The organism is Pseudomonas fluorescens group sp. PF-69 (assembly GCF_054481235.1).
The window spans coordinates 11412-24236 of sequence record NZ_JBTMNC010000002.1 but is presented as its reverse complement, the minus strand read 5'-3'; the positions used below and the strand labels follow the sequence as shown (position 1 = coordinate 24236).

13 protein-coding genes and 1 pseudogene are annotated in these 12825 nt (G+C 54.8%); 1 reads left to right on the top strand and 13 read right to left on the bottom strand.

Annotation, left to right across the window (positions count from 1 at the left end):
- Positions 1 to 118: 118 nt before the first annotated feature.
- Positions 119 to 841 carry a hypothetical protein gene (locus tag ACX3YF_RS31225; RefSeq protein WP_177029824.1) on the bottom strand — a complete coding sequence of 241 codons (723 nt, stop codon included), beginning with the start codon at positions 839 to 841 and terminating at the stop codon, positions 119 to 121.
- A gap of 242 nt (positions 842 to 1083) precedes the next feature.
- Positions 1084 to 1443, bottom strand: a pseudogene (locus ACX3YF_RS31220) (transposase); the annotation flags it as partial.
- Positions 1444 to 2563: 1120 nt separating this feature from the next.
- On the opposite strand from ACX3YF_RS31220, the gene ACX3YF_RS31215 reads away from it, so the two are divergent.
- Positions 2564 to 5140, top strand: a complete 2577-nt coding sequence (locus tag ACX3YF_RS31215) for a sensor domain-containing protein (RefSeq protein ID WP_177029823.1) — start codon at positions 2564 to 2566, stop codon at positions 5138 to 5140.
- A 277-nt stretch (positions 5141 to 5417) separates the two neighbouring features.
- On the opposite strand, the gene ACX3YF_RS31210 is transcribed toward ACX3YF_RS31215, so the two are convergent.
- Genes ACX3YF_RS31210 through ACX3YF_RS31160 form a run of 11 tightly spaced genes read right to left on the bottom strand, consistent with a single transcriptional unit; the run spans position 5418 to position 12815 of the window.
- Positions 5418 to 5744, bottom strand: a complete 327-nt coding sequence (locus ACX3YF_RS31210) for a KfrB domain-containing protein (protein WP_177029822.1) — start codon at positions 5742 to 5744, stop codon at positions 5418 to 5420.
- A 16-nt stretch (positions 5745 to 5760) separates the two neighbouring features.
- Positions 5761 to 6339 carry a phospholipase D family nuclease gene (locus ACX3YF_RS31205; RefSeq protein ID WP_177029821.1) on the bottom strand — a complete coding sequence of 193 codons (579 nt, stop codon included), beginning with the start codon at positions 6337 to 6339 and terminating at the stop codon, positions 5761 to 5763.
- Positions 6329 to 6655 (bottom strand): TrbM/KikA/MpfK family conjugal transfer protein, encoded by a 327-nt coding sequence (locus ACX3YF_RS31200; protein ID WP_177029820.1) that lies wholly within the window; start codon positions 6653 to 6655, stop codon positions 6329 to 6331. The genes ACX3YF_RS31205 and ACX3YF_RS31200 overlap by 11 nt, the downstream gene beginning before the upstream one ends.
- Before the next feature lie 29 nt (positions 6656 to 6684).
- Positions 6685 to 7647: a lytic transglycosylase domain-containing protein gene (locus ACX3YF_RS31195; RefSeq protein WP_454864207.1), complete on the bottom strand. Its 963-nt coding sequence runs from the start codon at positions 7645 to 7647 to the stop codon at positions 6685 to 6687.
- Positions 7601 to 8629 (bottom strand): P-type DNA transfer ATPase VirB11, encoded by a 1029-nt coding sequence (gene virB11, locus ACX3YF_RS31190; protein ID WP_177029819.1) that lies wholly within the window; start codon positions 8627 to 8629, stop codon positions 7601 to 7603. Before virB11 ends, ACX3YF_RS31195 begins: the two co-directional genes overlap by 47 nt.
- Before the next feature lie 9 nt (positions 8630 to 8638).
- Positions 8639 to 9898: a TrbI/VirB10 family protein gene (locus tag ACX3YF_RS31185; RefSeq protein WP_458974886.1), complete on the bottom strand. Its 1260-nt coding sequence runs from the start codon at positions 9896 to 9898 to the stop codon at positions 8639 to 8641.
- A 2-nt stretch (positions 9899 to 9900) separates the two neighbouring features.
- On the bottom strand, positions 9901 to 10680 hold the full coding sequence (locus ACX3YF_RS31180) for a TrbG/VirB9 family P-type conjugative transfer protein (protein ID WP_177029817.1): 780 nt from the start codon (positions 10678 to 10680) through the stop codon (positions 9901 to 9903).
- 27 nt (positions 10681 to 10707) lie between these two features.
- Positions 10708 to 11373: a VirB8 family type IV secretion system protein gene (locus ACX3YF_RS31175; protein ID WP_177029816.1), complete on the bottom strand. Its 666-nt coding sequence runs from the start codon at positions 11371 to 11373 to the stop codon at positions 10708 to 10710.
- On the bottom strand, positions 11373 to 12233 hold the full coding sequence (locus ACX3YF_RS31170; RefSeq protein WP_177029815.1) for a TrbL/VirB6 family protein: 861 nt from the start codon (positions 12231 to 12233) through the stop codon (positions 11373 to 11375). Before ACX3YF_RS31170 ends, ACX3YF_RS31175 begins: the two co-directional genes overlap by 1 nt.
- Positions 12221 to 12610, bottom strand: a complete 390-nt coding sequence (locus ACX3YF_RS31165; protein WP_177029814.1) for a hypothetical protein — start codon at positions 12608 to 12610, stop codon at positions 12221 to 12223. Before ACX3YF_RS31165 ends, ACX3YF_RS31170 begins: the two co-directional genes overlap by 13 nt.
- Entirely contained in the window at positions 12603 to 12815 is a 213-nt protein-coding gene (locus ACX3YF_RS31160; RefSeq protein ID WP_177029813.1) for a hypothetical protein, read from the bottom strand. Before ACX3YF_RS31160 ends, ACX3YF_RS31165 begins: the two co-directional genes overlap by 8 nt.
- Between the last annotated feature and the right edge of the window lie 10 nt (positions 12816 to 12825).

The window sequence follows — 12825 nt, the reverse complement described above, 5'->3', positions numbered from 1 at the left end:
CTTGCACCTTAGCAGCTGTATTTTCTTCAAGCTAACCCCGACAATAAAGCTGGCGCATGAATGATGATCGGTTACTTTTACAAATATTAATTTTCTAATTAAACATCGTTTTTATTTGTCAATTTCCTGGTGTTAGCCAGCCTCTCACATTGTAAGTTTCGTGTAGTTTACTAGCTATTTCTGCGGCTTCTGATTTGCTTCTGTAAGGCCCAACGACAATAAAATTGTTTTCCAATCGAATTGTTGGTAAGCGCATTCCCTTAATCGCTGCGGCAGAATTTTTACGGGTCAACGCGCTAGATAACGTAATCTCTATCACCCAAATTTCGGCGTTTTCGACTAAGCGGCCTTTATTCTCTGAATGTTTTATTAATGCGCTGCATTGAAAGCATAACTGATACGATAGCGGCGTTAAAACCGGCCTGAGAGAGCAGAGATGAAACGGTTTTTCCGATACATTGCTAGCCATTTTTTTTCTGCGAAAAAACATCACCAGCAATCCCGCCAACCCTATAAATCCACCTGCTACCAGCAGGTACCGTAACCAAGCAGTCATGGAGTTTATGTCTCGGGAATCAGCGTTACCTGATATATTTTCTAAATCCGTAAATTTAGATGAGGTGAGAGTGCCTAGATTGCTTTGTAGATCGCCAAATTTCTGACTTAGCACTGTTCTTGTAGAGGCCTCATCAGCATGGTTAATCCCTGATGCACTGTTTAAATGTATATGATTTTTCTCAGAGCACCACACAATAGTATTTTTTGTAAAAAACACCACGCCGAGCACTAATACTTGTATGGCAACCCCAAATATAATAACTTTTGAGCTTAGATTCCACATAAATACTACCTATAGAAGTCTGAAGTAGAGCAGTCTATCCAAGGCCCCACAGCACGGCCTCTTCATCAAAATGATCCCGCGAAAAGCGACACTTTTTCAAAAAATACGTCAAAGCTTTTCAGCGATCAGTGCCTTTAAGACGAGTTTCCTTCTCACAGGCGCACCTCTCCTGCGATCAAAAACTGATTTTGACCATCCATGGGCTTGACAGAGCAAACTTCAGGTAAGTTACTTGGGGCTTTTAACCAACCCTCTGCAGGGTTCGTATTTTCCTGCATCCGAGGGAAATTGAGGATCGTGGACTCATCAGGAATTCGATCCCGATGCAGTCCTACGAACTGGCGCAGAATTGTGGTCTCGTAAAGTGCACCGTGCATCGCAGAATCGCTGTAGCAGAAACTGCTTTGCATTTGGTGAACCCTTAAAATGGCCATTAACGGATACGCCGGACGACCTCCTTCGCCCATCGGATAATGCGACTCGATCAACGCAATCAAGTCTTTCCGGGGCCCGACCCGATCCATTTCAATCAGGAAACGTTCGCGGCGGGTCTGCTTACGCTTACCAGCGTACTCGGCGTCAGAAAAGGACATCTGCTTCATGAGTTCCACAGTTCGATTCGGAGGACGTGCTATATCACCAAGTGCGGAGGGCTTCTTCAGGCTCTCCCCCCAGCGCAGTGGCATCCTAACATCAATCCAGGGGCTGGACGTAATATTGGCGTCAATATAAAGACAAATTTCTAATGAAAGACCGACACCATCGAGGGCTTCTATCCTATCCAGCAACGCCTCGAATTCCCTCTCCTGCATTGGCCAGCTAAGCCAACTCAACGTTGATGCTGCGACGAATGCGGAAAGCCAGCCAGCTGCTGTCTACGCCAGCAGCTGCGTGGCGTCGGCCCGATGATTGTCACCGCATCGTCGTTATAAACGGTGGCCGACAGTTTGCCGCCTCGCCAGGGCTGGCACCGAAGCAACGCAGCTCTGTCGGTAAGGATCGATGCTTGGCTCAGCAAGCGCGGCTATGCATGTTTGCGAACACTGATGGTTCATGGCGCACGCTCTGTTTTGCGTACGGCCAAGTCAAAAGGCGATCGACCTAGCCAGTTGGCCGCCCGCCTAGCCCATCATGGCCCGCATCGAAACGATGCAGTATCTAGAGGCCGAATATACGTAAGCAGGCGGCACGGGGCCAAAGCAAAGTGGCTTGCAATGAGGAGGATTCCATTGACGGCTATTGGTTAATGCATTGAGGCTCTCGATGAGCTCTCAGCCAAGCCATTCAGGTGGAACAAGACGACCGAATCGGTTATCAGCTCTGTCACGATAAAAATAAACTGTTGAGCTATTTTTCAGGGGGCAAGATACATTTTTCACCAATCCTTACCCATGGAGAGCCTGTATATGCTTGTTGTTCCTCTACTGTCTGAGCGTGTAAATGGCCGTACGCGAGTCAGCTGGCGGCAAATGGTTCAGGCCGTCTATGACAGCCCTACCTCAGAACAGGCGTATAGGTACATGTGTCTGGCGGATGGCTATCTCCAAGCCCTCAACGATGCTGAACTGATTGATGACGCTCAGTATCTGAGCTTGTACGACTTTTTGCAGAAAGCTCGAATCAGGCCGATCCCAGAACTGATAGAGTAGCTCGCCAGTCTCGGCTTATAAGATTCAAAATTAGCCTTGCCATCGCTGTGGCGAGAGAGCAGGAAGTTCAGTCATGCCCCAGTTGTCAGACGATCGAGCGAATACAACCTTTGAACCGATGGAGCTGCTCAGTGCCCTCGACCGCTCCATGGCAATTATCGAGTTCGCCCCCGATGGCACTGTGCTGCGCGCCAACCGCAACTACCTGAAAATTTTCGGCTACCAGGAGCAGCAGATCCGTGGCCTTCACCACCGCGCGCTCTGCCAGGCCGACTATGCTAACTCGTCGGCCTTCAATACCTTTTGGAGCAGGCTGCAAGAGGGCCAGTCCATCAGCGGTCAGTATCTGTACCTCAGTTTTGAGGGTCATCTGGTGTGGCTGGAAGCGAGTTACACCCCGGTGTTCGCAGCCGATGGCCAACTACTCAAGATCATCCAGTTCGCCTCGGATGTCAGCACTCGGGTCAAGGCGGAACGCTGCGATAACGAGCGTACGCAGCTGTTCACTCAGATCGCCGAGCGCACTCACAACTCCTTGGTGATAACCAACGCTAAAGGTGTGGTGGTCTATATCAACGAAGCCGTCACCCATCTGCTTGGCTACCAGCCCGAGGAAGTGCTCGGCCAGCCTGCTGCGCTGATGCTCAACATGGTATATCCCGAGCGCAACCCGCTGACTTACATCCGCCAGCACCTAAGCCACGGCCTCCCCTACCGTGGCGAAGAGTTGATCTACAGCAAGTTCCAGCAACCGCTGCTGTGCGTCTTGGGCGTCAGTCCGATCTTCGATGATCAGGGCGCGCTGAGCCATACCCTCAGTGTGATTACCGACATCACCGACAACAAGATATGTGAGGTTCTACAGCAGAAGGCCTTGGAAGCCATGGCCCGCGAAGCGCCCCTGACGGAAGTGATGACACTGATCTGCCAAGCGGTCGAGCGCATCGCACCCGACGTGATTGCCTCGATATTGCGCGTCGATGAGCAAGGTCGTCTCAGGCCTCTCGCTAGCCCGAGCTTACCGCAAAGTTACTCTCAGGCCCTCGATGGCATGGCAATTGGCCCGAATGCTGGATCCTGCGGCACTGCCGCCTTTCGCGGCACGTCGGTAATGGTGAGTGATATTGGCAGCGACCCGCTGTGGGCTGACTACAAGAATCTAGCCCTGCCGCTGGGCTTACGCTCCTGCTGGGCAACCCCGATTAAAGCCAGCAACGACCAGGTAATCGGCACATTCGCTTTCTATTACCGCGAGAACCGCAGCCCGAACAACTTCCACCTGCGCCTGGTGCAGATGTGCACGCACCTGTGCGCCCTGGCCCTGGGGCGCGAGCGCGCGCGCCTGCAGATTAGCCAGTTGGCCTTCTACGACAGCCTCACCAGACTGCCCAACCGAAACCTGCTGCTGGCACAAGCCAATCAGGCGATCGCTAGCGCCAAGCGCCACAACCAGTCGCTGGCAGTGTTCTTCATCGATCTCGACCGTTTCAAGCAGGTTAACGATTCACTCGGTCGCACGGCCGGAGACGAGTTGTTGTGCGTGGTCACCGAACGTTTGCGCGAGCAAATTAGTGATGCCGATCTCCTCGGGCGCCTGTCTGGAGACGAATTCATCGTCGTACTCAACTCCTGTACCCTCGTCCAGGCAGCCGACACCGTGAAGCGCCTGCACGAACTGCTGTCCATACCCTGCCAGATCGCCGGAATCACCTTGACGCCGTCAGCCTGCATCGGCATCAGCCTGTACCCGGATAACGGTCAAGATATGGAGACCCTGCTGCATCACGCCGACCTCGCCATGTGCCACGCCAAGACCAGCGGACGCAAGCGTTTCAGTTTCTTTCGCAATGAAATGAACCTGCTCGCCCAGGAACGCTTGGCCCTCGAGGCGGCGCTACGCGAGGCGGTACGCGCGCAATGCCTGTACCTGCACTATCAGCCTCAGGTTGACCTGAAGAGCGGGCAGATCCATGGCATCGAAGCGTTGGCTCGCTGGTACGACCCGGTGCTCGGCCACATCTCGCCGACGCGCTTTATCCCTCTGGCTGAAGAGTGCGGCCTAATCGACGAAATCAGCCATTGGGCGCTCAACGAAAGCTGTCGCCAGCTCGCAGAATGGAGGCGTCAGGGACTGAATATACCAACCGTCTCGGTAAACCTGTCGTCGACCAACTTTCACAACCTCGATCTGCCGCGATACCTCGTCGAGACGCTCGAGCAACACGCCCTGCTGCCGGGCGACCTGATCCTGGAGATCACCGAAAGCGTGATGATGGACACCAACCTCAGCACGATGCGCAACTTACACGAGGTGCATGCTCTGGGCATCGGCCTGGCCATGGACGACTTTGGCACCGGCTATTCGAGTCTCGGTTACCTGAGGAGTATCCCGCTCAGTGCGTTGAAACTGGACAAAAGTTTCGTGAATGGCATGGAACACGACGTCGCCGCGCAGGCTCTCACCCATGCAGTGATCTGCATCGGAGACAGCCTGAACCTGACAGTAATCGCTGAGGGCGTGGAGACCGAGGCGCAACGCTTTTTGCTCGATGCTCAAGGATGCAAGGTGGGGCAAGGCTACCTATTTTCCCAACCGCTACCACCAGAACTATTGGCGGACTGGTTGAAGACGTCCAGGGTAGCCCTATAAAAATCACCCTACCAGCAAGCTCTGAAAGAAAGCCTCTGATAGAGCATCTCTAAGTACGCCGGCAAACTTAAGCAGACCCACTGCGAGCGCTTCCTGATAGAGATGGATCTCTATCTTGTACGATAAAACCGTAGGTACCCGCTGCACTGCATCGAACAAGCGATGGATGGCACCCCTTTTATCCTGGTACTGGAGGAAGGGCAAAAGCCGCACGGAATGAACACGCTTCAGCAAAGTCGGCTTTGCGTACGATTTTTCCCGAATTCTGCGGCCCCCCCTAGAAGCGGCCTGCGCCGCCAAAACCCGTTGGCTGATGCTCCGGTACTTTCCGCTCCAGAGCTTTATCTTTGACCACTACCACCCCGGCATAGGCATACCGAATAGACAAATCCTTGCCTTGTTCGATAAGGCCGGACTTGGCACCGCTGAGCTTGAATCGATCATGCTCAACAAGATAGGTTTGCTGACCATCGGTTACCGCTTGAACCACCTTATTCGGTGCAAACGAGACGATCTTGCCCTCGTATGTTTTTCCGTCCTCGGCCTTCTTGATGGCGGGCGTGTCACTCTTCCCACTCATGCCCGTAACGTCTTGCTTTTCCATGTGTGCAATCCCTCTCTCAGTATTTTGCCTTGAAGGCTTGACCTTGATCCCAGCGGCTTTGCCAATGGATTAGGTAGGTTTCCGCGAGTGCCGGATCATTCCAGACCACCAGGGCGTTTTCGCTGTTGCCCTTGGCCGCTGCTGCGGTGAAGTTGAAGCTGCCTGTTTCTACCGCCATCCCATCGACGACGATGAACTTGTCGTGATGAATCGGGTACGCCTTGATCGTGCGGGTCGGGATACCAGCTTTCGCCAGAAGTGTCAGTGCATGACGACCAGCGCCTGAGCGCTGGTCTTCGAGGTTGCTGCGATAGTCCGCGATTACTGCCACGTCAACACCACGTTGTTTCGCGGCGATCAGCGCACGGGTTACGTCAGGACTGGTGAGCACGTACGCGGCAACACGGATAGAGCGGGTTGCCGCGTCAATGGTGCGCAGGACTAGTTTCTGTGCCGAGCCCTCGGGCGAGAAACCGACCTCGATACGACGGCTCCCGTCACCCTCGTTGTCAGCGGCCAGGGCCAGCGTTTGCACGCTGCCCCCGGCGACCAGTGCCAACACCAATACCAACGGTTTGAATGCCTTAGAAGCCATTTTCTACAGGCCCCCAAATATCGTTGGCCTTTTTAGTCAAGCCTTCATCGTCCTTGCAGGACTCAACAGCCCGCCCCCGTGCGTCTTTCGTGCGCGAAGGGCTGAAATGGCCGTTCCTGTAGCGCTTGGTGCTGAAATATTTCTGGATGTACTTGTCGCAGTCACCATCGCGGGTCATACCCAGCAGGCAGAGCACAGCACCGCAAGCGTCGGGGTTGCTGTCCTGGCCATAGGGCGGTTGGACCGGTTCATCAGCAGCGGCTGTGCCTGACAGCAATAACGCTCCCAGCAAAAGAGCGGATAGAAGTTTTTGCATAAATCCCCCTTTTCTCGCGTGCGAGAAATTCAATTGATGATCTGTACGAAAGATGGCTCGGCTTGCGTTTGCCCTTGGGCGGATGCAGGCGCGGCGGCTGGTTTGGGATCAGCGAAGCGTTTGAACTGTTCAACCGGCGCGGCGTCGCCAGTGTCCAACGCAACTTGAATCCTTGGCTGTTCAGGGGCTTTCGGTTGGTCAGGGCTCGTCGGTTGCATCGCCGCCAGTTGGGCGGGTTGCGGGGCCTGGCCGTTTTCGTCGGTCACAATCACCCATGGGTCACTCTGTTTTGCCGAAGCCGTACGAGCGCGCGCAGGCGCTTTTCGTGCCCCTGGTGATGCAACCGCTACGGGTATCGCCTCATCGCCTGCAGTGGCCTCCACAGCAGGCACAATCGGATCAGCACTCGAAGGATTCAGGGCACCGACCACAACTTTCTGCACATAGGACAGATCGCCCTCTTTGTCCGGCTGATAACCACGTACAGGGTTCCCGCTGTAGTACATCGACAGCGAGTCTCGCAGGGCTTCTTGTGGGTTCGGATTTGCCGTCAGCGCCTTGGTGTAGTTCTTGACCATCAGCTCGCTAATCGCCTGCAGGTTGCGGCAGGGCTCGAACGCTTGGGCATAGCTCAGGCCAAGAGCGCGCATGTTCGTCACCAGGAGCTGGCCAATACCAACCGAGAAACGGAAGCCTTCGCGCTCCAACCGTTCGGCGGTGGCCACCGCCTCACGCAACGACTGGGGCTGACGCTCCAATCGGCCATCGACAACCCCAATCGCGTAGGGGTTGTAGGTTGATTCATTGCCAATCAATGACTTTAGGGTCTGCGGATGCACGGCAGGCGCGCACTTAGCGGCCAGCTCAGAGAATGGCACCGGGGCTTGTTCATCGGCCCAGGCCTGGCCGAGAGTGCAGGCCAGTGCCAACAGCGTTACCGCGAACTTAGGCAGCTTTTGCATATTGAACCTCCGAGATGTAGCGACGGCCATCAAAGCCGTACTCCCACTGAATGACGACATCGATCAGTTGCCGCGAGTATTCGATCAGTTGCGACTTGTTCATTTCGGCGCCGCCACGCGCAGCCATTGACGCTAAGCGGTCGAACATCATGTCCGGCGAGTCCGAGTGAATCGAGGAAAGCGAACCGCTGTGACCGGTGTTCAGCAGCTCCAAAAACGGGAAGGCTTCGCCGCCGCGGATCTCGCCCATAATTGCCCGGTCGGGGGTCAATCGAAGGATCGACTCAAGCAGGTCAAACGGTGTGACCTTGGCGCGACCTTGACCGCCGCGTGAATAGATCAGGTGAACCACGTTCTTGTTGGGCGTGCGGATCTCGCGGGTATCTTCAATGGTGACGAGACGTTCATGCGGATCAATGTGCTCCAACATCCCGTTGAGCCAGGTGGTTTTACCCGCGTTGGTCCCGGCTGAAATCATGATGTTCTTGCGGGCTTTCATGATCCCGATGAAGAACTCTTTCCAGCGCTTAGCGCGGTACAGCGCTATCAGGTGATCGTCGGAATAATCACTGTGCAACCGAGGCTCGTTGATATGCTCGAAAGCCCCGGTGTCCTGGTATTCGTCCAGGGTGATTTGTTTGATACCGGGCTTACGGATACAGACGATGCCGCCAATGTGCTGTTCGACCGCAGGCGCCAAGACAACCTGCACGCGGTAATCACCGCGCTGGTTGTCTGGCACACCTTCGGCGAGGTTGATCGGAATACGGCCCGACAGGATCGGCGTATACGAGTCAACCTGTTGACCGGTATGAGCAGCGATCACCTCACCGAGCGAGGTAATCAATCCAGTTGTTACCCCCTCGATCTGCACCGGCTTCATGAACCGACTGCCGCGATACCCGGCCCAGACATTGCCAGGGCCATTGATCGCAATTTCGGTCACTTCTGGATCGTCCAGAAGCGTGACCAGGTTTTTCAGCTTGGCGCGGAACGATGCAATCTCAGACATACCGCTTCCTCACTGGATAAAGGTGACGCCGCCACTCTTGGCGTGCTCGATCTCGGCCTCGAACTGCGAGGTGAAATCCAAATCGCGCTGTAGGTAAATCACCACACGCGAGCCATGTGGCACGGTCAAAGTCGGTTGGATACTGGCGTAGCGACCCAGGATCGTTTGGGCTGACTCAGACGCGGCTTCCTGTACTTCCGTGCGATAGCGTGACGCCGAGTTTTCCTGATCGCCGGACGACACGCCGGTATTCGAGGCACCGGCGCCGATGATCGAAACCGCTGCAGCAACACCGAAGATTTGCCCCCAATGGTTATCGACTACGCCACCTTGGCCAGCGGTGCCCAACTGGTCTGAGCCCGCGCTGTTGATCGCGATCTCCATTGCTGGGCGTCCCGGCAGGTTCGGCGTACGCAACCAATTCCAGATGGTGAACAACCGTTCTTGACCAGGGCGAAGACTGGCGTTGTAGCTGCCGCAAACCGTCGAGCCCCACGGAATCAGAACCCGGCGACCGACCGCCGCGTAAACGTCCTGTTGAATGTCTACGCAGATCTGCCCCGGCAACTGGCTTTGGGCGCGGGGCTGCAACACAGCCTCGATGACAGCGCCCTGCAGAACCTTGTATTCCAGGTTTTCCATCTTGCGCACCTTGGATACCGCAACCCCATCGGTAAAGGTCGAGGCGGCGTAAGCGCTGTTCGCATTCGACGAAGCAGGCGCGTTTCTATCGCCCCCTCCCCCCAAAGACCCAAACCCACCCTTCTGCCCCTCCGCTTCCTCCTTGAAGCCGTCTTCTTTCGCACTGGCGAAGATGGCCGACCGTTGACGTGCGGCCTGCATCTTTTGTTCTTCAAGCTCACGCTGCAGCTCAATGGCTTGCCGACGCTTCTCGGCTTCGCTCATACCGGCTTGATCTTGGCGATCTACCACCGTGCGCGGCGTATCAGCGGGTTCAGCGCTGCCGTCATTGCTGACAGGAGCGACCTGCGCCGCCTGGCGCTTGGGGGTCGGATCCTGTACACGACGCGGTTGTGCAGCGGTGATCGCGTCATTGCCAAGGGCGCTCCCTGCAGCAGGTTCATCACTGTGTTTCAACCAGTAGACGAACCCACAAAGAGCAACCGCCGTGACCGCCATAGCGATGCCGGAAACCTTGTTTGAACCAGGCTTTGCCTTGAGCATCGAGTTCGACTGCGATTCGTTCCACTCACGAAGTTCGTCCTCGCGGGATTTCTCCGGAACGGGTTTGTTTTCATCATTTTTCATGCTCACGCCCCCCCGCCATCACGAGCGCCCCGAGTAACGGTGCGCTTGTATGGGTTCGCCAGGTTTTCCACACAGACATGGGCGTTGCCGTCACGCAGGACAAACATGCTGTCCAGGCGCTCTACGACCACGTAATCACCCTCACGGCGCTTGTTGACCATGGCCTCAGTGCCATCGGGCAACACGCGATAGAACTGCGGCATGTCGGCCCCTTTCTTGAGCAGGAACTTGGTGAACTGCCCATCGTCCATGACCGACTGCAGGCCAATGGCGTTCTTGTCACCCGCATAGCCGTAGTTTATGTTCGGAGAGCCTGGCGTGCCGGTGCTGACCACTGGCGCAGGTTCAGGGCTCTTGACCTCTGTGAAAGAGGACAAGCGGCTACTTGGATAGATAAAGCGCACCAGGTACGACTGACCGGTGCGTTTCTTGGTGCTACTGAGTTGGAAGTAGTAGGTGCGTTTGCTGGTGATAATGGTCATGTTGGTATCCGCATTATCCTCGACCGGCTTAATGAACACCCGATTGCGGAACGGGATGGTTTGCCAGGCGATAGTGTCGCCCAAGGCAACCACCTTCACCATTTCATCAGCCTCGAATTCGATCGAAGTTTGATAGTTATAAGAGCCAACCAGTTCGTAGACTTGGTTCGGATCATAAGGAACTTGTTTAACCCGATTATCGGTCATAAGTGGGGTTGGCAACTTAGCTGCGTGTGCAACTCCACCCAAAAAACACAAACTCAGGGCGATAGCGGTCGGAAAAATGCAATGTTTTTTCATGGTTTCAGTTTCCTTGAATTGAGTGAATTACCGGCGGCTCAGTTCTTCACTTTTACGATAGAGAGTAATCACAGTTCCAAGCGGGTTAACCCAGCGATCACCGAGCTTACGCGGCACCAATGTGTGCGCTATTTTCACGTTTGCTGTGTAGTTGGTTGGGATTGGGTCATCTTTACCAGACTGATGGAAGTACGAAGTAAACGAGACTTGATAAACATCGCCTACTTTATTGATACCGTATGCTTCGGCCTCAATCCACTCTTTATCCCCCAACAAGGAGTAAGGATTCTTGGGATTGTCGGGGCTGATATCGTGCTCGTACTCGCGAGCAACCTCAGGCGTCGAATACAGGTGGCAGGTGTTGGAAAGCACTTGCCGTCTGCGCGGGTCGAAGGTGTTGCACGCATTCACAAAAGCGTACAGGTCAGACTCAATCAGTGCTTCTTCGGACGAGACGTTATCTTTGTCAATGACACGCATTTTCAACACTTCGCCATCTGCACCAACCGTCGCGACCACGGGAATCACGGTGTGAAGATCCGACAGGACGTAGACCGCAAATGCCAGCCCAACAATTGAAATCGCCTGCGCACCGTTCAGGAAAAGGGAGCGATTACGTTCCTGTTTGACCTTCTGCTGTTCGCGCAATGCACTGCGGCGCAAGGCTTCATCATTTTTAAATGTCTTGTCCATTACATTTTCACTCCCAAAGTTCTAACAGCCATCATCACCAGCGATGAGCCCCCTACGGTTGCACCAGAGGACAACGCAGCGGCCCAACCGCGAACTTGCAACATGCAGATAATCAAGACCCCTTCCACGATCAATAATGTGCCGTACTGTTGGGCAGTCATCAGAGCCGCATCACTGATGGTCGCGGTTTGAGCGACTTCGTTAATGGCGTCTCCGAATACGGAATAACCGAACCGGATAATAGCGATGGACAGAATGTAGATAAGCGAGAAATTCAACATCTTGCTTAGCCAATTCATTCCCCACCCCCGCGTTTGTGGAAAGAAGAAAAAGGCGACCAGGATCGGCAGAATCGACATGCTGATAGCTGCGCCGAACTTGGCAATCAACATATTCAGCACGGCGACCACGAACAGAATGCAGTTAATAACGAATAAGCCGTAGCCCATCATGATCATTGCAAACTGCCGCCAACTGACGTTCATCAGAACGCTGGCTACTTTCCCGACATTTACATATAAGGCGTCGAGCATCGACGTGGAGCTAACGCCACCGCTCATGATCTTCGCGGCAATGGACTCTGTAGCACCGCCCCATGCCTGGTAGAACGCAAGCCCACCAGAAGACCAATTCAGCGTAAGGAACACCATTCCAGTGAGGAACATCCTTTGCGCCAGATCCCAATACTTGACGGCCTGGCCGTTGTAGATCGTGAACCCCAAAACCACCCAGTAAGCAACGGCGACCAGATACACGATTGGCGAGATCAGTTCCGCCAAGTCGGGAAACACCTGGCCGACGAAGCTTGTTGTCACTTCGTCAGTGGCACCGATTAAGCCTTCAAGGGTCAGCTGCGCCATGGGTTCGATGCTCCGTACACACCCTTGAAGTGGGAGAGCACTCCGGGGTCGCGGAAATCACTGGCACTCAACTGCACACCGGTTTGTGCCTTGATCTCTCTGGAGGTCTGCTCGATGCAGCCTTGAACCAGCGAACCGCCGTAGGACGATGACTTCATGTAGATCTCAGCGAAGCAAGTGCCCGGGAACCAATTGCCAACATCGCGCTTAGTTGCGCTCAACAGCGGGTTTTTCCCGACGCTGATCGGTGCCGTTGGGGTGCCCGGTTCGACTGGTTCAGTCGAGAAGTACGACGCGGTGTTGATGTAAACCAAGCTACCCACAACGACCACGCCAACGACTACCGAGAGGACGTGATGCAGTTTGAATTTAGGCATTGGTGCGCTCCTGGTCAGCAGTGACAAACGGGGTGAACTGGCAAGCGCAAGGCGACTTATCAATCTTGCCGGTGTTGGTGACACAGCCCGAGGCCGCACTGACCACCACGGCCAGCAGCACCACTTTCCAGAGCTTGAATACCACCCACAGCGGCAGCCAGATCGGGAGGGTGACGACTTTGAAGATGAAGACAAATGCTTTCATGGGGTTACTC